This window comes from Sulfurospirillum diekertiae, assembly GCF_002162315.1.
Lineage (GTDB): Bacteria > Campylobacterota > Campylobacteria > Campylobacterales > Sulfurospirillaceae > Sulfurospirillum.
On sequence record NZ_CP021416.1, the window covers coordinates 2,152,173 to 2,173,184 of the forward strand.

At 38.4% G+C, this 21,012-nt stretch carries 26 protein-coding genes; 15 read left to right on the forward strand and 11 right to left on the reverse strand.

Annotation, left to right across the window (positions count from 1 at the left end; genetic code table 11):
• The first annotated feature begins 58 nt into the window (after positions 1 to 58).
• Positions 59 to 850, forward strand: coding sequence for an RMD1 family protein (locus tag Sdiek1_RS10950; protein ID WP_087439148.1), 792 nt, complete (start codon positions 59 to 61; stop codon positions 848 to 850).
• Here Sdiek1_RS10950 and Sdiek1_RS10955 read toward each other — a convergent pair.
• Both Sdiek1_RS10955 and Sdiek1_RS10960 read right to left on the reverse strand, forming a co-directional pair.
• Positions 847 to 1,074, reverse strand: a complete 228-nt coding sequence (locus tag Sdiek1_RS10955) for a DUF2798 domain-containing protein (protein WP_087439149.1) — start codon at positions 1,072 to 1,074, stop codon at positions 847 to 849. The two genes, Sdiek1_RS10950 and Sdiek1_RS10955, sit on opposite strands and share 4 nt — an antisense overlap.
• On the reverse strand, positions 1,071 to 1,898 hold the full coding sequence (locus tag Sdiek1_RS10960; protein ID WP_087439150.1) for a mechanosensitive ion channel family protein: 828 nt from the start codon (positions 1,896 to 1,898) through the stop codon (positions 1,071 to 1,073). The genes Sdiek1_RS10955 and Sdiek1_RS10960 overlap by 4 nt, the downstream gene beginning before the upstream one ends.
• Positions 1,899 to 2,035: 137 nt before the next feature.
• On the opposite strand from Sdiek1_RS10960, the gene Sdiek1_RS10965 reads away from it, so the two are divergent.
• Positions 2,036 to 2,716, forward strand: a complete 681-nt coding sequence (locus Sdiek1_RS10965; RefSeq protein ID WP_087439151.1) for an FIST N-terminal domain-containing protein — start codon at positions 2,036 to 2,038, stop codon at positions 2,714 to 2,716.
• Positions 2,667 to 4,808: an EAL domain-containing protein gene (locus tag Sdiek1_RS10970; protein WP_151897989.1), complete on the forward strand. Its 2,142-nt coding sequence runs from the start codon at positions 2,667 to 2,669 to the stop codon at positions 4,806 to 4,808. Before Sdiek1_RS10965 ends, Sdiek1_RS10970 begins: the two co-directional genes overlap by 50 nt.
• Before the next feature lie 25 nt (positions 4,809 to 4,833).
• On the opposite strand, the gene Sdiek1_RS10975 is transcribed toward Sdiek1_RS10970, so the two are convergent.
• The 3 genes from Sdiek1_RS10975 to Sdiek1_RS10985 form a co-directional block, all read right to left on the reverse strand.
• On the reverse strand, positions 4,834 to 5,235 hold the full coding sequence (locus Sdiek1_RS10975) for a cupin domain-containing protein (RefSeq protein WP_087439153.1): 402 nt from the start codon (positions 5,233 to 5,235) through the stop codon (positions 4,834 to 4,836).
• Between the two features lie 89 nt (positions 5,236 to 5,324).
• Positions 5,325 to 5,804 carry a hypothetical protein gene (locus Sdiek1_RS10980; RefSeq protein WP_087439154.1) on the reverse strand — a complete coding sequence of 160 codons (480 nt, stop codon included), beginning with the start codon at positions 5,802 to 5,804 and terminating at the stop codon, positions 5,325 to 5,327.
• Positions 5,764 to 6,447: a hypothetical protein gene (locus Sdiek1_RS10985; RefSeq protein ID WP_087439155.1), complete on the reverse strand. Its 684-nt coding sequence runs from the start codon at positions 6,445 to 6,447 to the stop codon at positions 5,764 to 5,766. Before Sdiek1_RS10985 ends, Sdiek1_RS10980 begins: the two co-directional genes overlap by 41 nt.
• Before the next feature lie 184 nt (positions 6,448 to 6,631).
• On the opposite strand from Sdiek1_RS10985, the gene Sdiek1_RS10990 reads away from it, so the two are divergent.
• The gene (locus tag Sdiek1_RS10990) at positions 6,632 to 7,087 is read left to right on the forward strand and encodes an SRPBCC family protein (RefSeq protein WP_087439156.1); all 456 of its coding nucleotides are present in this window, start codon (positions 6,632 to 6,634) and stop codon (positions 7,085 to 7,087) included.
• Between the two features lie 76 nt (positions 7,088 to 7,163).
• On the opposite strand, the gene Sdiek1_RS10995 is transcribed toward Sdiek1_RS10990, so the two are convergent.
• A complete protein-coding gene (locus Sdiek1_RS10995; protein ID WP_087439157.1) occupies positions 7,164 to 7,853 on the reverse strand; it encodes a tetratricopeptide repeat protein in 690 nt (229 codons plus the stop codon).
• A gap of 46 nt (positions 7,854 to 7,899) precedes the next feature.
• On the opposite strand from Sdiek1_RS10995, the gene Sdiek1_RS11000 reads away from it, so the two are divergent.
• Positions 7,900 to 8,712, forward strand: a complete 813-nt coding sequence (locus tag Sdiek1_RS11000) for an AraC family transcriptional regulator (RefSeq protein ID WP_161492033.1) — start codon at positions 7,900 to 7,902, stop codon at positions 8,710 to 8,712.
• An 8-nt stretch (positions 8,713 to 8,720) separates the two neighbouring features.
• Here the strand turns inward: Sdiek1_RS11000 and Sdiek1_RS11005 are convergent, their stop codons facing one another.
• Complete coding sequence (locus tag Sdiek1_RS11005; RefSeq protein ID WP_161492034.1) at positions 8,721 to 12,620, reverse strand: two-partner secretion domain-containing protein; 3,900 nt, start codon at positions 12,618 to 12,620, stop codon at positions 8,721 to 8,723.
• A gap of 212 nt (positions 12,621 to 12,832) precedes the next feature.
• On the opposite strand from Sdiek1_RS11005, the gene Sdiek1_RS11010 reads away from it, so the two are divergent.
• The gene (locus Sdiek1_RS11010; protein WP_161492035.1) at positions 12,833 to 13,459 is read left to right on the forward strand and encodes a LysE family translocator; all 627 of its coding nucleotides are present in this window, start codon (positions 12,833 to 12,835) and stop codon (positions 13,457 to 13,459) included.
• Here the strand turns inward: Sdiek1_RS11010 and Sdiek1_RS11015 are convergent.
• Positions 13,424 to 13,780: a bacteriohemerythrin gene (locus Sdiek1_RS11015; protein ID WP_087439161.1), complete on the reverse strand. Its 357-nt coding sequence runs from the start codon at positions 13,778 to 13,780 to the stop codon at positions 13,424 to 13,426. The two genes, Sdiek1_RS11010 and Sdiek1_RS11015, sit on opposite strands and share 36 nt — an antisense overlap.
• A gap of 378 nt (positions 13,781 to 14,158) precedes the next feature.
• Here Sdiek1_RS11015 and Sdiek1_RS11020 point away from each other — a divergent pair, with 378 nt between their 5' ends.
• Positions 14,159 to 14,413 (forward strand): BrnT family toxin, encoded by a 255-nt coding sequence (locus Sdiek1_RS11020; RefSeq protein ID WP_192866743.1) that lies wholly within the window; start codon positions 14,159 to 14,161, stop codon positions 14,411 to 14,413.
• The gene (brnA, locus tag Sdiek1_RS11025; RefSeq protein ID WP_192866744.1) at positions 14,410 to 14,691 is read left to right on the forward strand and encodes a type II toxin-antitoxin system BrnA family antitoxin; all 282 of its coding nucleotides are present in this window, start codon (positions 14,410 to 14,412) and stop codon (positions 14,689 to 14,691) included. The genes Sdiek1_RS11020 and brnA overlap by 4 nt, the downstream gene beginning before the upstream one ends.
• 8 nt (positions 14,692 to 14,699) lie before the next feature.
• Here brnA and Sdiek1_RS11030 read toward each other — a convergent pair whose 3' ends face one another.
• The 3 genes from Sdiek1_RS11030 to Sdiek1_RS11040 form a co-directional block, all read right to left on the reverse strand.
• Complete coding sequence (locus Sdiek1_RS11030) at positions 14,700 to 15,182, reverse strand: hypothetical protein (protein ID WP_087439163.1); 483 nt, start codon at positions 15,180 to 15,182, stop codon at positions 14,700 to 14,702.
• Between the two features lie 97 nt (positions 15,183 to 15,279).
• Positions 15,280 to 15,519 carry a hypothetical protein gene (locus tag Sdiek1_RS11035; protein ID WP_087439164.1) on the reverse strand — a complete coding sequence of 80 codons (240 nt, stop codon included), beginning with the start codon at positions 15,517 to 15,519 and terminating at the stop codon, positions 15,280 to 15,282.
• 12 nt (positions 15,520 to 15,531) lie between these two features.
• Positions 15,532 to 15,753 (reverse strand): hypothetical protein, encoded by a 222-nt coding sequence (locus tag Sdiek1_RS11040; RefSeq protein ID WP_087439165.1) that lies wholly within the window; start codon positions 15,751 to 15,753, stop codon positions 15,532 to 15,534.
• Between the two features lie 297 nt (positions 15,754 to 16,050).
• Here Sdiek1_RS11040 and Sdiek1_RS11045 point away from each other — a divergent pair, with 297 nt between their 5' ends.
• The 7 genes from Sdiek1_RS11045 to Sdiek1_RS11070 all read left to right on the forward strand — a co-directional run bounded on the left by Sdiek1_RS11045 (position 16,051) and on the right by Sdiek1_RS11070 (position 21,012).
• Positions 16,051 to 16,893 (forward strand): hypothetical protein, encoded by an 843-nt coding sequence (locus tag Sdiek1_RS11045; RefSeq protein ID WP_087439166.1) that lies wholly within the window; start codon positions 16,051 to 16,053, stop codon positions 16,891 to 16,893.
• A gap of 119 nt (positions 16,894 to 17,012) precedes the next feature.
• Complete coding sequence (locus Sdiek1_RS11050) at positions 17,013 to 17,423, forward strand: hypothetical protein (protein WP_087439167.1); 411 nt, start codon at positions 17,013 to 17,015, stop codon at positions 17,421 to 17,423.
• 230 nt (positions 17,424 to 17,653) lie between these two features.
• A complete protein-coding gene (locus tag Sdiek1_RS11055) occupies positions 17,654 to 17,893 on the forward strand; it encodes a hypothetical protein (protein WP_087439168.1) in 240 nt (79 codons plus the stop codon).
• A 158-nt stretch (positions 17,894 to 18,051) separates the two neighbouring features.
• Positions 18,052 to 18,381: a hypothetical protein gene (locus Sdiek1_RS11060; protein WP_087439169.1), complete on the forward strand. Its 330-nt coding sequence runs from the start codon at positions 18,052 to 18,054 to the stop codon at positions 18,379 to 18,381.
• Positions 18,378 to 18,515 carry a hypothetical protein gene (locus Sdiek1_RS14875; protein WP_161492036.1) on the forward strand — a complete coding sequence of 46 codons (138 nt, stop codon included), beginning with the start codon at positions 18,378 to 18,380 and terminating at the stop codon, positions 18,513 to 18,515. The genes Sdiek1_RS11060 and Sdiek1_RS14875 overlap by 4 nt, the downstream gene beginning before the upstream one ends.
• Complete coding sequence (locus tag Sdiek1_RS11065) at positions 18,515 to 19,492, forward strand: type II secretion system protein GspD (protein WP_087439170.1); 978 nt, start codon at positions 18,515 to 18,517, stop codon at positions 19,490 to 19,492. Before Sdiek1_RS14875 ends, Sdiek1_RS11065 begins: the two co-directional genes overlap by 1 nt.
• The gene (locus tag Sdiek1_RS11070) at positions 19,489 to 21,012 is read left to right on the forward strand and encodes a hypothetical protein (protein WP_087439171.1); all 1,524 of its coding nucleotides are present in this window, start codon (positions 19,489 to 19,491) and stop codon (positions 21,010 to 21,012) included. The genes Sdiek1_RS11065 and Sdiek1_RS11070 overlap by 4 nt, the downstream gene beginning before the upstream one ends.

The window sequence follows — 21,012 nt, forward strand, 5'->3', positions numbered from 1 at the left end:
TTCGTTTTGGTTTGGTTGTATACTTTTGATGATAGAAATGATTTTGCAAGGAGTTCCTATGTCTTCGTCATTCTCTTTGGTATCCATATCACTTCCCACCCCTTTTGCTAAACATGAGATAGAAACACTGCTGGATTGCTCATTAAAAAAAGGAATCGAAAAAGCCTTTTACTGGCAATACCGCGAAACATTCTTAGTCTATACCCAATTCAATGTCCTCACCTTTATCAACTGGGAGAAAGAGTCCATCTATAAAGCACTTATGAAACTGGGGTTAAAGCATGCAGACACATTTGAACAGCACACTATTTTCCAAGATTATCCCATTCTCATAGAACCCGATTTAGACGTTACATGTAAAGTGAGTAACGAGCAGATTATCCTGAAAGAACCCCTCTCGCTTTATCTCATTATCATTGCGCTTGTTGTCTCACAAAGTGTCGGGCTGGAAAAGTATGAGCAAGACCTCAACGTCCATTTTGATAAGAGCCAACAACTGCTTGACCTCACCCAAAGCTACGCACTGCTCAAACGTTCCAAACTCATCGAATTTGCACGAACATTAATGAATATTCAACATGGTATGGTAAGCGATCTTTTGTTGTTGGATAAGCCCAATATTTTATGGGATAACGAAGAAGCAGAAAAACTTTACAACAGGCTTTCATCAACACTTGAACTCAAAGATCGTTTTGAGATTGTAGAGCATAAACTTACACATCTTAAAGAGGACATTAGCATGTCACTCGATCTTTTCAACCAAAAACACAGTGAATTTTTAGAGTGGATTATTATAGGACTGATCGGTTTTGAAATCGTAATGGGACTGATCGAATTTTTTAAACATTAGAATTCAGCTACCAATCTTTTAACGATCTTTCGCACAATAGGCACAACGGTTAAAACCGCAGGAAAGGCGATAACATAAGCTCGCCAAAACGCTCCAAACCATTGGGCAAAAAACATTTCACTAAAACCAACATTGATGAACGTGATGACAAACGACATTAAAATGGTCATAAACAACGACATAAAAAAAGCGAAGGTTATAAACTCATATTTTTTAGGAATCAAACTTTTTCTCCTAAAATACGCACTTCGCGTTGCGGATAAGGAATACTGATGTTGTTTACATGTAAAGTGTTATAGAGGGCAAGATTGACCTCAAATTGTGTCTTAAAATAGCTCTTGGTCGGAACCCAATAGCGAAGTCCCAGTTCAATGGAGCTGTCTGCAAACTTTGTAATACCCACCACAGATTTATGCGTATTGCTGACCTCTTTAAAGCCCGATAAGACCTCTTTGATCAATGCAATTGCTTTAGCGGGATCTTCCTCATACGCCACGCCAATACTTGACTCCACAATTCGGAACTCAAAGGAGTTGACCAACACATCACCGATCATCTTTTTATTGGGAATGGTGATGAGCTCTTCATCTTCATTGCGAAGGATGGTATAGGAGAGTTTGATCTCTTCCACCACACCGTAAAAACTACCGATGGAAAGGGTATCACCCACTTTAAATGGGCGGCTGATGATGAGAAGCACCCCTGCGGCATAGTTCGAAACGCTCCCTTGAAGTGCTAAGCCAGCGGTTAAGGAAACAGCGCCAATAGCCGCGACAAAAGGTGCAATAGAAATGCCCACTTTTCCAAGTGCTATAATGATCATTGCAGCGAAAATCAGCATTTTAACCACGTTCGCAACAAACTTCGAGAGCGTCATGTCAAAATGATGGCTTTCAAAAAGACGCATCAAAAGAGCATAGGCATACTTTGCGGTAAACCATCCGATGATGACGATGATCAGCGCCCCAATCAGTTGAAAGCTGTAGTTGGTTAGAAACTCAATAGCGATAGTGTAAAACTTCTGAAGGGTTTGCAGTTCTTTGTCCATCTGTTTAACCTTTGAGATTAAGTAAAAGATTATAGCATAGGATAAATTGAAGGAATAAAAAGTGTATAATTAGTTTTCTATTTAATAAAAAATAAAAATAAAATAATCGTTTCTACTCACACAAAAGGGAAAATCTTATGAAAGTTTCAAATTTCACGTTTGAGGATTTTTCATCGCTGAAAAATCGTATTGAATACGAGGCTTTTGAAAACGAACCATCTCTTTTAGTGCAATTTTTTGATGGTCGCAATGACGAACAGCTTTTTAGCGATCTTTCATCCACGCTTTCGGCATTGCTTCCCCATGCAACAATCATAGGTGTGACCACAGCAGGAGAAATCCTCGATGGGAAAATGCTTGAGAACACCGTCACGCTCTCTTTTTGTGCCTTCACGCATACCAAACTTATTCCTCTTTATACGCATCATTGTAATTTTAACGGTGGAATTTCTGTCGTTCAACATCTAAGTCACACTGTGAAAGCAGCCATCTTTTTCAGTGAAGGATTGCAAGGTAAACCTGAAGAATTTTTAAGTGGTGTTAACTTTATACGTAAAGATTTAACCATTGCAGGTGGTGCGGCAGCGGATTATGGGAGGTTCGCTAGAACGTTAATTGCTTTAAATGGTACTGTGTACGCTCATGGCGTTGTCGGCGTGGCATTTGAAAATGCGTCTTTAAAAATTCTCAATCATTGGAAGCTTAACTGGAATCCTATCGGCAAACCGATGGTCGTTACAAAAGTGCTCAATAATACGATCTTTGAGCTTGATAAAAACGCCTATTTTCGAAGTTGTTCGCCACTATTTTGGAGATGATGTTGTTGCCCATCTTCCTTCCAGTATCGTCAAATTTCCGCTCATTAAAACCGAAAAAGGTGTTTATATTGCCAGAGCACCTGTTGCTGTTACGGAAAATGCCTTAGTGTTTGGAGGCAATTTTAATACAGGCGATCGTGTTCGTTTTGGTATTGCCAATGTTGATGAAATCGTGGAAAATAATGATGCAAGGCTTCTTCTTAAACCTGAAGTTGTCTGGATCTATTCGTGCATGGGGCGTAAAGCATTTGCCGGTGAAATTCTTGAAAGTGAATTCCTAACCTACAACATCTTAGGCACAACCTGCGGCTTTTTTAGTTATGGTGAATTTTTCAAAACATCTCGTTCCTCTCAGATGATGAATCTCACCACCACGGTTTTGGCATTGAGTGAACAAGAAGAGCTCGAAACATTACCCCAGCCGAGTAGAAAACAGTTGGATGAAAAACACGAGAACATTGCAGTCATGTCTAGACTAACAAATGCTGTCGTGGATGAGCTTGAACATACGATTAAAACACTTGATGCTTATAAACTAGCCCTTGATGCAAACTCTATTGTCTCTAAAACAAACACACAAGGCATTATCACCTATGTCAATGACCTTTTTGTCAAAATTTCAGGCTACTCCAGAGAGGAGCTTATTGGTAAGTCGCACAATATCATTCGCCATCCCGATGTCCCGAATGGTACTTTTAAAGATATGTGGACGACCATCAAAAAGGGTCACGTATGGAAAGGTCTCATCATCAATAAAGCCAAATCAGGAGAGCCTTACTATGTCGATACGACCATCATTCCACTTTTTGATGAGAACAAACAAATCGTCGAGTACATCTCCACACGCAATGACCTCACCAAGATCATCAAGCAACAAAAACAAATTTTAAAACAGACCACCGATGCGTTAACCAACCTGCCCAATCGTGTGAAGCTTTTTGAAGATATTGCCGTATCTCAAAATCCGATTATTGCACTGATCAACATTGATGGCTTTGGTGAAATTAACCGCTTCTACGGGTTTGAAAGTGGCAATACACTCCTTCGAGAGTTTTCCGCTCTTTTTCTTGAGATGTTAAACCTCACACCCTACTCGCTTTATAAACTTGAAGCAGACAACTTTGTCATTTTTGGGGATGGAGAAGATAATGAGCTATTTTGCACTACCATGGAAAAATTCATCAACCAAGTCCATACCCATCAATTTTTAGCAGATATGCAAGGAATTACCACACGCATTAGTGTAGGAATTGCGGTTGAGAAAGAACAAATTCTCTCCCATGCGGAAGAAGCCCTCAAACAAGCACGTCTACGCAATATGGACTGGATGCTCTCCGATAAAAAGGAAGAAGCCATACACCTGCAAAACTTTCAAATGCTCCATACGCTCAAAAGTGCTCTTGAACATGACAGAATTGTCCCCTACTACCAAGCGCTTGTTCATCTCAAAAGCCACAAAATAACTAAATATGAAAGCTTAATGCGCCTGATTGATGAAAATGGAAAAGTCTATACGCCCTACTTCTTTTTGGAAGTTGCAAAAAAATCGAAGTATTACTTAGCGCTCACACGCATTATGATTGAAAAAACACTTTTGGATTTTACCCATCGAGAAGAGAACGTGGCAATCAACCTATCGGTGGAAGACATCGAAGATGCAGAAACCGTTTTATTCATCAAAAATGCGATTAAAAACTTTGTAGAGCCTTCACGCATCACTTTTGAATTGACTGAAACTGAAGCCATCAAAGACTATCTCACCATCATCTCTTTTATCGCATCGGTCAAAGAGTTGGGTGTTAAAATCGCCATTGATGATTTTGGAAGTGGCTACTCAAACTTTGCCTATCTCGCGCAATTTAATGCCAATATTTTAAAAATAGATGGTACCATCATCCAAAAAATAACAACCGATTCTAGTGCATATCAAATTGCTGCGGCGATTAATGACTTTGCAAAACGGTTGGGTTTGCAAACCGTTGCAGAGTTTGTCTTTGATGAAGCAACCAACGATGTTGTTAAAGATCTCAACATTGACTTTGCACAAGGCTACTTTCACGCAGAGCCCTTGCCGATCGAAAAACTACCATAACGTTTTACATGTAAAGTATGACCATCTATTTTTTGATGGAATACACGCTCTCTTTTGTCCCTGCATAAAAAACAACAATTTCCACCACTTCATCGCCCTCATTGACGCCATAATGCCATCTATCCACCACTTCGATCAGCGCATCACCCGCTTTAAGCTGTAACGTTTTGTTCTCATCGGTCACCACTTTAAGCGCGCCTTTGACCATATACCCCGCATTAATGATAGGATGCTTGTGAAGCGGAAGCGTCGTGTGAGCAGGAATGGTGATCTTCAAAACCGAAATCTCCGGTGCCTCCTTTGGGTACGCAGGAAGGCTTGATCCATCCCAACTCTGAGTAGACTTCACAAGCGTCACAGACTCTACATTTCCAGCAGCAAAAACAGAGCTTGAAAGAAGAACAAAAAGGAAGAGTAATTTTTTCATGAGCGACCTTTGTATGGGAGTTTTGAGACTATTTTAGCTTTACATGTAAAGGGTTGTCAAGGAAATGCGAAATAACACTCAACATACTCTTATTCCGATGTTTTTTGTATAGTAGCAGTCTCGTCTTGTTTGCCAAAGTAGGAACTTTTGGCGGTTTGTAATTGGAGCTGTTTTAAGGTATCCGAAGTATTTTTATCTTTTTCGCTAGTAAAATTTAATAAATCGAAAGTGCTTATCTTTAAAGTATCTTGGCTCATCTGTTGAAGAGTGGCTTCTTGCTCTTTTTTAGCTTTTGCAAACCCAAAGTCATTGTTTTGTAGCTGAGAATCATCATTTAAATTAGGGTGATCATAAAGCATGTCTGTATGAATTTTTTCTGTATCTGTTATAACTCTTTTACGATAATCTTTTCCAAATTCGTCAGTCAATCCCTCTTTAAGCGTAACCGTTCCATTAAGATCAGAATCCATTTGAATGGTGTGATCTAACTCTTTTTCAACACTGTTTTCAAACTGAATATAGTTCGCATTAGTGGCTGAGCGTTTTAGTTTGAAACTGTAGTTTTTCATTTTTATCCATGAAAAGTGATGCAGCAACATGCTCCATGTCTTGATATTTCTCGCCTACACTAAGACTGATTTTAACCACTTTTTTACCAATGTAATCATAGTTGGTCTGACGCTTATACCCAATCGTCAGAGTTTTTGCCTCGTCACCTTCTATCAGTCCGTTGCCATCGACATCTGATTTGCTGTAGTTACGATCCATTCTGATGTTTTGCATCCATCCAGCAACAAAAGCTTCTGCGTCACCATTGAGGCGCAAAACTCCATCACTGCGTTCAAAAAAGTTGTTAGTTCCATCAAATTTTTGTTTGAGTTGATCAATACTCTTTTTTGAAAGTTGTATCGTCACAAATTTGTTATTATTTTCAGGATCATGCATGACAACAAGGCGGTTTGGCTCATTTTTTGTACCATCAGAATAGCTTACGTAAGTAAATTTTGATGTGTCAACGCTAATCTTTTCGTATTTGAGTTCTTCAAGCGAGAGTTCTTTAAAATGAATTGCGGTGGAGGTATAAATATTTCCTTCTGTCGCTACTTTGGTTGGCTCTTTTTTGAGTTCTGCCAACTCTTTTGCGGTGGGTTTAATTCTTGGTGTTATATACGTTCCCACCTGAGCGGCAGAAGATAAAATAGAAATTCCCACAGATGATCTCCTAAATAATACTACATACTCTAAGATCGTCCAATGGGAAAATAAATCAATTAAATTGAGAGCTCTAAAGGGAAAATATATCTATTTGAATAATTTTTGATGCTTCTTTGCTATGATATAGAGGTACGCTTAGAAATTATGGCATTTCTCTACAAGTGCCCATTAAAGGACCCCCATGAACCTCTACACCCTACACTACTCCTGTACTCTTGATGCAAGCGTTGAAGACGTATGTGCTTTTCATACCGACACGCATAATCTTCCTCTCATTACGCCACCGTCGATTAAGGTGAACATCGTGAAGATGGAGAACGACAGCGTCATTTTGGACATTAAAAAGTTTGGCATCACGACACGTTGGGAGATGGCGCTTGAGAAAAACTGCCCTCACAGCATTGTTGATGTGATGATCAAAGGGCCTTTTGCTTCGTTTCGGCATGAAAGACGCTTTATAGCAGAAGATGAAAATCGCACGCGCATGGAAGAGACCATCACACTAGCGCCACCAATTCCTTTTTTGGGAAGGCTCTTTTTCTGGTTTGTAAAAAGAGACATGGATGCTATGTTTGCGTACCGACACACGATGACACAAGCGCATTTTCACTTTGAAAATCAAGCAAAACACCTCTAATGCCATTCTCATGACACAGGCAAATTAAACTTGTAAAGTAAAGTCAAAATCTTTGTGGAAGAGTCTTCCCTAAAGATCACTCTTCCACAAATCCTGTGTTATTTTTAATAATCTCATAGTTTTTACAGCCTATTTCATCACCCAAATCACATGCTTTTTTGAACAGCTCTTGCGCCTTTTGCGCATCTTGGCTCACGCTGCCTCCCTCATAGTACATACGAGCAAGCGCGGAACACTCTTGCGCATCGCCGGCATCACATCCATTTTGATGGTACATGGCAGCATAAACATAGTTTCCACCTTGCTCGTACAGTAATGCAAGATGCGCACAACTGCTTGCCAAGCCCGCACTGCACGCACGATCATAATAATTAACGGCTTGTTGCAAGTCTTCACTCACACCTGTACCATTTTCATACAAAACCGCGAGACTCGCACAACTGCTCGCATCACCAAGTACACACCCTTTTTCATACAGTTCAGCTGCCTTGGCATAATTTTGTCCTATTTGACCACTTTCATACATGTAACCTAAATTAGAACAGCCACTTCCCATGCCCATAGAACAGGTTTGGTTATAAAGTTCTTTGGCCTTACTAAAGCTCTGTTGGACGCCATCACCGATGTGGTACATCGCGCCTAATTGTAAACATGCCGTGGGATTGTTATGATCGCACTCGTTTTGTAGTTCGCTTTCACGGGCAAAATCCAATGCAAACAGTGAAGATGAAACCAGTATTGCCATAATACATAAGAGTTTTTGCATGCTCTTCTCCTTGCTAACATTTGAATTATTATATTACAATACTTTTATGAACGAGACTAAAACAATTTTGATTTGCTACGAGCAAGCACCTTTTTTACAGATTCGCCAAACACTGCAGAGTGAGCGCGCTTATGAGGCACATGCACACGCAGCACTCTCCATAGGATTTATGCTCGAAGGCAAAACGTGCTTTCAGACACCTGAGGGAGAGTTTTTGCTCGAACATGGCGCCCTTGCCATCATTCCACCTCACATCCAACATGCCTGCAATCCTATTGCGCAAACGAGACGAAGTTACATTATGGTCTATTTAGATGCGAACTTTTGTACGCGCATTCAAGCCAAACAGTTTCAAGAAACCACAACGCTGTTGCCACTGACTACACCGTTGGTATTTCATAAGGCTTTATTTGAGGAGTTTGAGCGCATTATTACAGCGCTCATAAAAGGTTTTTCACCTTTACATGTAAAGGCATTGGAAGCATGGGTGGAGAGCTTTTTTTGGCTCTATACGAAACAAGGAGTGAGTCAATACAAAGACAATACCCTTCAAGATATGGCACACTTTTTAGAAAGTCGGCTGGATGAAACACCCAGTCTCTTTGAGCTTTCCAAACGTTTTGGACTCAACCCCTATGTTCTCACACGCCACTTTAAACAAACCTACGGTTGTACGCCCAAACACTATGCCATGGATGTGCGCATCGAGCATGCGAAGCAGTTACTTCACGATGGCACTCCGCTTGCCCTGTGCGCGCAATACTGTGGCTTTGTCGACCAAAGCCACTTCCACCGCTTTTTTAAACGCCGTACCGCTCTCACCCCCAAAGAGTACCAAGCTAATTTTACACAATCCTAAACACCTCGCTATTTTTTATCCTCTTCGTCATCTTCAATCACGTACGTTTTACCATCAATCACAATGGTCTTAATACTTGCAGAATAAGTTGGATCGATGACAGTAATGTTTTGTGTTAAAGGGGTAGGTGTTTGTTTGAATGTATTTTCAATAGCCAAAAGAGGAAGAGCCTTTTCATGTTTTCTGAGTGTATTGGTTTGTTGATTGGCATTGGCGACATGCTCATCCAGTGCTGCTTTCTCTGCAGCTAGGCGTGCAGCTTCTTCTGCAACAAGTTGGGCTTTACGAGTAGCCTCTTCAGCAGCAGCTTGTGCGGCGGCATCACGAGCAGCTTGCTCCGCGGCAGCCTTGGCAGCCGCTGCTGCTGCACGATTTGCTAATACCTGAGTGATCGTGCCATCGGCATAGTACTTAGCATCATCCACTTCATCTCCATTTAAACCAGTGGCAACACCTTTTCCAGAACCAACTCCCTTAGCGTTAGTATTAGCATTATAATAACTGTTGGTAATTGATGAGCCGCTCTGAGTATAACCTACCAACCCACCTACCTTAGCCATGTTGTTGGCACGCACCAATCCTGTTGCATAGGAATTGATAATGGAGGCTCCACTTCGCCCAACTAAACCACCTACCCCATTCTGGCTATTCCCGCCCATTACATTCCCCGTTGCATAAGAATCAATAATAAAAGTATTCTTACCGCCAATAAAACCTATAAGACCGCCTACTTGTAAATTGCCAGTTCCTGTTACATCTCCAGTTGCGTATGAACTTTTGACAATCACTGTTGAAGTGCTATTTCCTATAACACTCCCCACAAGTCCACCCGCAGAATTTCCTGAAACCTTGCCAGTTGCATATGACTTTGAAATCGTTTGAGTAGGATAATTTTTAGTTGAAGATGTTTGACCAACCAATCCACCTGCATTATACAGACCTGATATATCCCCAGTAGCATATGAGTTTTCAATCAAAAAATCGTTATCTAATACTCCTACCAATCCACCCACAGAGATATAAGCTACATTAGTAAGATTGGTAGCATTAATATTCCCTCTTGCATAGGAATCAACAATACTCATTTTACCTTTACCTGTAGTTATGGCATATCCAACCAATCCACCCACACCTGTAGTCTCATAATTTATGGTGTCCACATTTGTCGGAGTTATATTGCCGGTCGCATAACTGTTTTTTATACTAAATCCACCATCGCTACGAATAACATTTCCTATGCGCCCTACTAATCCACCAATATTATACGTTCCAGTCACAGCCCCTGTTGAAAATGAATTCTCTATAAAATTATCACCATCGATGATAGTATTGTATAAACCTACCAGTCCTCCTGTCTTTTGAGCAGCATAAACATCACCTGTTGCATAAGAATTGAGGATGAAGCCTTTTGAAGCAGATCCAACTAAGCCACCCGTATTCATCGCATCTTTGCTGCTCATTTTTACATCACCACTTGAATGTGAGTTTACTATTTTCAGAGAATACGCTGTCCCAACCAATCCTGCACTGCTTCCATAAGAACCAGATACATCAACATCTGCAAATGAACTATAAAGTGTCTGCAATGGTGTTAATTCTGTTCCGCTTGCCGCAACTAATCCAGCAACCACAGAAGTTCCACTCACTTTTCCAGTGGCATATACATTGCTAATATCCGCGAAATTGGTACCAACAAGAGAAGCTGTATTACTTTGTGTAGAGGTTATATCCACATTTAACAGTCCAAAATCTCGGACAATACTTCCTGATGTTGTTTGTGAAAATAGTGCTGTATTTTGTGAAGATGAATTAATTTTGAGATTACTTATACTATGTCCCATTCCCGCAAAAGTACCGCTCAAAGATTGGATGATCGAATTGGTATAGGTAGCACCAGAGGCATCTAAATTATGGGCAATAGCAATGTTGACAGAAGGAGCGTAAATTGCAGAAAGGTCATATAAGCCATTTACAGGATCATAATAGTACTTCGAAAAAGCACTTGTAGCAGTGGTCTGATCATATTGTCCTGTTTTAGAATTGTAATATTTTATTGAACCAGACACCACCGTTGCATTTGCAATATCATATTTTCCCGTTATTGGGTTGTACCAATATTTGGTAATCCTTCCCGATGTCGGATAAACAGTCGTTTGATCATACAAACCTGTTTCTACATTGTAATAATAAGTCGTACCTCCACTCACAGTGGTTTTTGGTATATCGTATGCCCCACTGATCGGGTTATAATAATACACAACACCGCTGATTGTTGATGTAAGCATAATCGTACTTGCTTTGGTTGCAATAGAAACGTCATAGTTTCCAGTATTAGGGTTATACCAGTACCCTGTAAGAGCGTTATTTTTATCCAATGCATCCAGTTGGCTCATACTGTAAATCAGGGTATAGGCATTGCCATTGATGCTCAGTGCATCACCGCTACCTTGTCCACCAGTAAACGTAACACTTCCATAAACTCCACCACTGGTATCCGTTTGTGCCACAAGGTTGCCATTGGCATCGGTTGTTGTTCCACTGTAACTGGCTTTGGTACGAATGTTATAGGCATTGCCATAGGTCATACTTAGTGCGGCATTGGTGAGGCTAATAGCATTATTGATATTAATATCATGCCCTGCATTGAGGCTCAATCCTGCTTTGGTGGTAGGGGTTGCACTGTTGTAAGCGGTGTATTTACCAGTAATGGTTTTATTGACATTAATATCATTCAATGCATTTAAGGTTAAGGTGCTTGCAGCATCCCATGAGATAGTATCATTGACATTGATATTACCACTGGTTCCACTGGTTCCTGAAGAGGAAGCGATCGTGATACTCCCGTTATTGAGCAAACTCGAAAGCAAAGCCCCACTCATATCTCCACCACTAGCAGCAATGGTAAAATCTACAGGGTCAATGAGCCATAGTCCATTCTTTCCATTGGTTGATTTGGTAAGGATTTTAGCACTATCGTTAATCTTGACCTTATCCCCACTGGTTTCAATAAAACCACCATCACCGTTTGTAGGAGCAGAGGCATCGAGTGTGCCACTAACGGTTGTGGTTCCTCCATGAGCATACAAGGTGATCTCACCTTTTAAGTCATCTAAGGTTTGGGCTTGGATGAGGCCTTCATTATTGACTTGGGAAGCAAGAAGATCATTAGCTGCTTTGGCTGTGAGGATGACTTTTCCGCCATCGGCGTAGATAGCGTTTTTATTCTCTACTAAGGCGTTGAGGGTTCCTTCATCAATGGTGACACTCATCAAGGAGTCTCCATTAAAGTTCAAAGTGATTTTATCTCCAGAACTTAAGGCAACAGCTCCTTTGGTAGCAACTATGACACCTTGGTTAGAGACCTCTTTTCCAAGCAATGCTGCATAACCACTGTTAGCGATATTAATCGTTCCCATATTAATGACAGAGCCTTGAGAGCCATTGCCTTGGAAGACGAAGTTGTTCTTGTTAAAGTCTTCATCACTGAGGTTTAGTGTTGAAGCTACGAGTCCTGAGGTATTGACACTGGAACCTTGGGTAAAGAGGATACCATTAGAGTTTAGAAGAAATACTTTCCCATTGGCATTCAGTGCGCCCGCTATAACACTTGTCTCATTACCTACGACACGGTTAAGCGTTATAGAAGAGGCACTGGGTTGATTAAAGTTAACGCTTTCATTGGAACCAATCGAAAATCCTTGCCAATTGATCGAAGCTTTTTGCGTCGACTGGTTAATATTGGTAGTCGTTCCACTTGAGGCAATGGTTGCACTTCCACTACTAACAATGCCCCCTGTGGGAGCGGCACTCACCACACTGAAACAACTGACCATCGCCGATACCATCAGCATCACTCGCCCTTTGGACGCTATCTTGTAACGATTGATATAACACTTCTCTACATACATACATTGCCCTCCTTTTAACATTATTGTTTCAATGTGCAAATTTTATGCCGTTGTATAATATAAAACATAACGTTAAATAGAAATAAAGGCGTGTGACATATTTCGTCAATTTTTAAAACCTGTTTCAAATGAGAAGCAAGTACGTACTAAGTCAATTTTATACAATAACTTTTTTCGCATTTCGTTTATGCTTACATGTAAAAAGGAGTTATATGTTTGAAGTAGAATTCATCACCCTCACCTCTATCTATTTTTTAGCACTTTTAAGCCCTGGGCAAGATTTTTTTCTCATTATCAAGCATGCGCTAACACATGGATATCATAAAGCATGGTGGAGTTGTCTAGGAATTGCCAGTGGAAACGCGCTTTACATCGCTTTAGCGTACATGGGGCATGCGTATTTAAGTCAGTACCCATTCATCGTTTCATTCATCGAAATCGGAGGGGCACTTTTTTTACTTTACCTTGGCTGTCTCCTGCTTTTTGCACCCCAACCAAGCCTTGAAAATTCTTTACATGTAAAGCGTCAAATGGCATTTAAACTCTTTGCTCAAGGGTTTTTGTCCGCCTTACTCAATCCTAAAAATATTCTCTTTTATTTCTCACTGCTTTTTACCATTGTTAAACCCGAAACAGCTTTACATGTAAAGATGGTGTATGCGGTATGGATGGTCACAATGTTGCTGGTGTGGGATATGTTTGTAGCGTTTCTATTTGGCAATCAAAGAGCTTTAAGACTTTTGCCTTACCTCAATGTTCTTCAAAAAATAGTGGGCATTGGGCTGATCGGCTTTAGTCTCAAATTAGCTTTTACTTTTTATAAACAGTGCGAGTTGTGAGTCAATGTTGCGAATATGAAGATCCAAACGATCCGCAACACCGTTTTTAATATAATTCTTTGCAAACAAGGTATTGCCCTGCATTGCCATTGCTAAGAACTGGCTCATCTCGCCAAGAATTTTTTGGTGCTCTTCAAAGTGTTCAAAATAGCCTTGAAAATTAAGCTCTTTCATAATGCGCTCTTCATTGGCAAAATGCTCTTTGGTATGGTGAATCAGCGCGCTAAATGATTCAGTAAAATGAGAGTAGTCAAAAGTGCTGAGCAATTCATCACACTCTGCATGGTAAACGTCAAGTTCGGGACAGTTGAGGCTGAGCATCTTTCACTCCTTTTTAAGACAGTATAGCCTTTTTGAGGAGGAAAGCGTCACATTTAGGTGTTTATTTTTTATTTTTCTACTCTTTTTAAGATGGCTTAAACAAGGCAATCCGCAAAAGTAGTGTAGTATTCAGGGTGTTCAAGCACTAAAATGATGTGAGTTATCGGTAAGGTCACTTTAAGACCACCCATACGAATATTTTGGTTTATTCTTAGGGGTACACAAGGGATTTTCAGGTTTTGAAAAAATGCTTTGAAAGTGCCTAAAATAGGGAGTTGGTGGCGGACAGAGAGGGATTTGAAAAAAACGTACCCTTTCTACTTGATTTTACATATATAATAATAGTATAATTTCTATACCTAATTAAAAAGGTTTTTGATGTTTGAATACGATGAAACAAAGAGTAAAGCCAATAAAGAAAAACACGGGATTGACTTTGAAGAAGCACAAGCTCTTTGGCAAAACAAACAACATATAGTTTTTGATAGTGTTTATGTCAATGATGAATGGCGTCATCTTTTAGTTGGTCTTATTGATGATCTTTGTTATGTAGCTGTATTCACTATGCGTGAAGATAATATCCGTATTATCAGCGTTAGACGATGTCGAAAAAATGAAAAGGAAATATTATGAAAACAATATCAGCGGAAGAATTTGATAAAAAATTTGATAATGGTGAAGATATATTACCTTATATTGATCTCTCTTCAAAAAGAACACTTAAAGAGTTTGAAAAAGAGATGCTAGCTATAAAAAAAGTAAATGTTGATCTTCCATCTTGGGCTATTGCCTCTTTAGATCAAGAAGCTAAACGTATGGGTGTTACGCGTCAATCTATCATTAAAATGTGGCTTATACAAAAGCTTGATGATCTTAGTCTTAACCGTAAGTCTTTAAAGCAAGTGGGATAACTTCCCACTTATCTATAATATCCTATACTCGTTGATGTGCCAGGGTGTATTTCTTCTTCCTCTTGTATTTTTTGAGTAGGTATTTGTTTTTGAGGAGTTTGTTGAGGCATAAGATTAATGGTAGTTTCTTGTTTTGAGGGTTCTATTTTTTGTGGTGTAATGATAGGTTTATTTGAAATGATTTCTATATTTTTTGTCATTACTTGTTGAGAAGTTTCTTCTATTTTTTGTGTTTGGATTGGCTTTTGTAGGTCTGTAGTTGTTGTTTCTTCTTTTTTGAGTCTATCGTTAAATGCTTCATTGGGTTTTTTGTGAATACCGCTTAAATTCATTACAATAATATATCCTATCAAAAGAATAATTGGAATCAATGAAAGACGAGGTAATTTTTTATTATTCTTGTTTGTTAAAAACTTTCCATTAGCTTTTTCTTGGTATTTTTGTTTTCGATACTTTTCTATTAAATCTAATGAATCATCATCATGGAACACTTTAGAACCTTGTTATATTTTATTTGATAATTTTATATTCCATTGAGCCTATGTTGTAATAAGGTTTTTTTGTCATGATCGTCGTACCTTGTTTTTATCATAGAAAAAATTTTTGTCCTGCGCTTAGTTGTAAATCACTAATACTTTTGCTTTGTCCATCTAAGGAAACACTAAGATGTTTTATTAAAATTGTATCTGATGACATATTGGTAATAATGATCTCTCCGCTTAATGGTCCTCTATAAAAATACGCACATACTTTTTGATCTGGTAAATCACATGGTGGAATTGCATACATACTTGATAGTAGTCCAATGAGGACAAGTATTTTCTTCATAACTCTTACCTTTTATTTTAGATTTTTTCTCATAACTCTTGCTTTTATTTCAAAGAGATACATTTCTTGTTCCTCTTTATCTAACATTTCGAAATATTTTTCAATCTCGCTTTTCTGTATTACGGAATTTTCTAACAAAAAATTGTATAGTTCTGGTCTAGTATTTTTCCATTGATATATCGTAGATACACCAATTTTAAGTTTTTTTGCTATTTCAGCCAGATTGTTGTCCATTATTTACCTGTTTTTAAGTTTCTGTAATATAGAATTAATTCCGTAATACAGAAAAAGATTGTTTTTTATTTTTTGTAAATATTAATCCTTTTCCGCCAATTCTTTCTAATTTTCCATTATATAGAAAAATTGATTATTAGGCAATTTTGCCTTAATTCAATTTAAAGACCTTGTTATTTGAAAATCTCTCTTTTCATATACCAAGGTCTTTAGGGGTCTTAAGCGTGAGAGTTCGTCAGCACCTACTCTCACGACTTGTTAAATGGTGCTAAAAAACTTTTAAAAAAGGTGCTCAAAATGCAAGACAATCAAACCAAAGTTTATCCACACTTCATCCAACAAGCTTACCAAGCAGATGTTTTACTCCGTAGAGCTTTAACGTGTTCTGTTGGTTCACGTTATCCACATAAAGATCAAGTTGTCATTACGGCTGAAAATACCTATCAACACCCTACTAATGCTATTTATAGCTATTCACAACGTATTGATGTAGTTGTTAAATGTGAGAACCGTATTGAAGCGGTTAAACTCAATCAAGCCATACGTGAATATCTCGCAAAAGATATGATGCTTCCTTTACATGTAGGCGTATTTCAAAAACCTTTCACAAAAGACAACGAAAAATCTCGTAAATACTTCGCTTTTGCCAATATTAATGCTAAAGAGCTTTTAGAGACACTTCCAAAACTCGAAAAAGATAAAACACTTAAATTTGTTCTTGGTGCTAGTCCAATCGAAAGTAATGTCTTAGTGAACGGTTTTGACCTGACGTATTCAATTACTGACTTTGATTTGGAGTTCACGATCTTTACGATTGAAGATGCAAAAAAAGCAAAAAGAGAACTTACTAAAGATATTTATAAAGTAATACTTTACACCTCGACTATCTTTGAAGTTGATGACGATACGGTTCAAGAGGTACTGATCAATTTTGAAATTAATGGCGAAAGTGCTAGTGAGCTTGACATTCTCGCCAATAAATTAACAGAGCTTAAAAATAACGGAGTTGTCTTTACATGTAAAGGTCAATTTCCTAGAGCTGAACGTGATTTTTACCGTGTCTCGCTTTCCAAAACTGCGGGTGAACTCATAGCGCAATTAAGCACAACGATCAAGCCTGAACCACAACCTAAATCATAAGAATTTTAAATGGACTTTTCTGATTGGTTCATTGTTTTTTTTATTGCTTTTTCTGTTGTTGTTTCGGCTCTTTCTTGTTGGAATATTTTAATTAAAAAAGATTAAGTAAGGATTTTGAAATGAAACATAGGGGCTTGTTTGTAATGGTGCTGATCTCCTTAATGGTGAGTAGTGTTTTTGCAGATAACACCTCTATGATTTTTAATCCTGTTATGGACGCATTATCTAAGATTCTTTCATACGTTGTGACTGTTTTAGCTTCTTTAATAGCTATTTTTTTAGTGCCATTGGCATGGTTTCATGTTTCTAAGGCTATTTGGACAAGAGGTAATGTTCGTGATGAAAAGATTTATTCAAATATTACCTCACGTCAAGGTGCAAGAGATCGCCTTAAGGCTCATGGTATAGGCGAAAAAGAGCTTAACTTAAGTTCTTACCGTAAAGCGGTTGAAGCTGAAAAGTTTCGTAAAAAATTTGGAACGTTTGAAGAGTGGCAAGGTTCATCTAATTATAGAAGATCTCGCGCTTAATAGAGTTGTTTTTCTCTTGCTCTAAAAAGAGAAAACTTAACGAAAAAAGAAAGTTTTAACCTGAGAAGAGCCGAAGTCGGACACACGCTGTGAAAAATGACCGCTTAAGGTTTTTTCATGGCGGGTTTACGCGAGGTGGATACACCACGTCAAATAAAATCTCTTCAAAGCTCATTACGGTGGGCTTGATAGAGGGTTTAAATACTCTACTACATTAAAAGGAGTCTCTTATGAAAAAAGAGAATCAAAACGGACTTACGAACTTTAAGAAAATTGTTGCAATGGGCGCTCTTGCCATTGTTGGTTTTTCTACCAATGCGATGGCAGCTGACCCTGCATGGTTTACTGATTTGAATACTACTTTGGCAGGTATTCTTGTCATGGTTGGTACTGTCATTTCAGCTGTGATCGCAATTCGTCTTGCTCCTATTGCATGGGATCATATCAAACGTGTTATTAACCGTGCTTAAGAGATTTTGACATGATTACTCAAATTGACTTAACGGCTTTTTACGCTGTTGCTGGTTTCCTCTTGACTCTTAGAGCTACAGTAAATAGCTCGTTTTTCATTTTGAGAATCGCTAAGAGGAGATAATTGTCTCCTCTTATTTTTAAAAAGGTGCTAGTTATGAAACGATTACTTTTAACACTGCTGATATGCTCTAACTTTCTTTTAGCAGATTATCTCTATCAACCATCAAACATCTGTATTAAAGATTATTGGTATTCAAACGGTGCATTTTATTACGTTCGTTCTGATACAGGTGTAACTGTTTCAACCATAACGCAAAATCTCGGTGATGATGTTTTTAAGGGTTATGACTACAACACTTCAACCAACGAATGCGCTCCAGAAGCTTCCAATAATACACTTGGTCTTTCAAACGAAGATTTTAGTTATCTTAATGCCTTGATCGGTCTTATGATTTTTGGCATGTTAGTAATGAGTTTACTATGATCGTAGATATTATTAATTTTTCAATGACTGCAAGCGCATCTGCCAACTATGTTTTAGATATTGGCTTTACTGTGCTTCTTAAAGCTTTTTTGCCCGTTTTCTGCATTGGTCTTATCATTAAAAGGGGCTTTTAATGAAAGCCTTAATCCTCTCCATCTTTCTAAGCCTAAGCGTTTACGCTATTGAAATAGCGCCAACAAATTTCGGACTTCGTGATCTTGCCACGATGGTATCTCAAGAGTGTGGTAAAAATATCCTAATTTCTCAAGACGTTAAAAACATGAGTGCTGATTACTTTGTCATTCAAGACATTAGCCCTGCTATTTTATTTTCTACATTTAAAGGCATTATTGAGTCAAAAGGACTCTTTCTAAACGAATATGATGGCTTCTATATCGTAGATGATAAAAAACTCGAATTGCCACCCGATGAAAAAAACCTTTCCAACGTTGAATTAACTATGAAAATAATCGAAATTAATAATGAGAAAATAAAGAACGTTGGTTTTAACTCTGCTCTGACATCTAAGCTTAGTTTGTCGGGTGTCACTGACTTTAAAAAATTGTCTTTTGATAAGCTTTTTAGTGCTGATTTTGAGAGTGTATTGACTGATCTTGAAACCCAAGACTATTTAAAGATCATGAGTGAGCCTTATGTGGTTGTTGCAAACGGTGAAACCACAAAACTCAATGTGGGTGATACAATCAGTGTTAAGACGTCCTCTTATGCAACGGATTCCACTTCCACAACGGCAGCATTGCGTAATACCTACACGCAAAAAGAACTTGGATTAACCATAGAAGTCTCTCCTAAAATTCAAAAGAATGGCTTAATTCTTTTAAAGACAACACTCACCAACGAAACACTTAAAAAGAAAGGTGATGACGGGCTGATCGAAACAAAGAAAAAATCAATTTCGGGCAATTTTAATATTAAAGATGGTGGTAGCGTTTCGATTGGTGGATTGACTGCAAGCTCTGATGTGAAATCTACGTCTAAAGTTCCGTTACTGGGTGACATTCCCGTCTTAAGTTATGTCTTTTCCTACGACTCAACCGATACCGTACGCACGACTTTAACGTTGTTTATTGAAGTTAGGATTATTAAATGAAAAAGATAATCTTAGCGTTAATGCTTACTTTTACAGTTTCTTTTGCAGGAAATTGTCCTACTTACATAACTGTTAATGGCTCTATTTTAAAAAATCAATCTTGTACTTTTGTCGGCAATATGTTTGGTTCTTATTCATATTCTTTTGAAAGTGCGCAGCTTTCTGGCGGTGTTTATCATCAGTATTTTACATCATCTTCTCCTACGAATTGTGGTTCTACTATTACTGGAGTTAAGCATTGTGATTATACGAATGCATATCATGGTACTTATAGCACAACTCCTGCAACTGATTGCCCTACGGGAATTGTTGAAAATGGTGAATGTATTAAAGCTGTTGATACAAATAACTCTGATTGCGACAATATAACTAAATTTACAGATATTACAACGGGTAAATGTAATGATTGTATGCAGTTTAGTGGCTTTACTTCTCGTGCTTCTTGTGCTTGTGATGCTAAAGGTACTACATACTCACCGGGTCATAGTAGTGGTGTTGTGACGTGGTCTACTCATTCTACTATGTCTTATAAAAGGCAAAAAGCTACGTGTGACAATGGTCAAGAAATTTATATTTATTACGACCCTATTGATATCACTCCCGATACAAATACATCAACGCCAACAGATTCAAACGGTACGAAACCGCCTGACACAAACACCACAACAAATACACCCGATGTTAATGGCTCTCCAGTAACATCACCAACGCAAGCCGATGTCGTTAATGCTCTTAAATCTATTCAAGATGGTCAAAAAGACTCCAATACTGCATTAAAAGAAATGGGTATTGATCTAAAATCTGTTAACACTTCTTTAAAAGAGCAAGGTTTTACGTTTGACTCTATTCTTGCCAAAATTGTTGATGGTAACTCAAAAGCTGACGCTCGTTATGCGCTTATGGATACAGAATTTAAAGGTAATACGCAATATCGTAATATGATGGGTAAATGGGTCGATGCAAATTTGTTAAACGCAACCGCACAACTCGGTGCAACTGTTGACGTTAAAAAGGCTGTAGATGGCACAACGGGTGCTGTAAATACACAAGGTGATAAACTCGGTGGCAAATTAGACGACATTTTAAAAGCGATTAAAGATGGTAATGGTACTGGTACAAAAGACGGCAATGGTACAGATTTAAGCAAGGTTGAGGATAAACTCGACACTCTTCATAAAGATAATAATCAAACACAAAGTCTCTTAGACAAAATTGCGGGTTATTTTGATGGTAATGCTTCTGTTGATACTAACGGTTCTGGTTCTTCCATGACTCTTGATGATATGTTGCCAACGGGTGGTTCTGGTTGGTTTTCTTCTAATGCTTTAGATTTGAATTTTGGTGGTCTTTCTGGCTCTGGCAGTAATTGTCAATGTGCTACTGCTGAATTTCAAGTAGCGGGTAAAACCTTTGTTTTTCCTCCTCCTGAACTTTTAGCCATGATACCTTTTTCCACTATTTCTAAACTTATTCAGGCTTTGATTTATATTCTTGGTTTAAAAATATTTTTAAGGATTTAA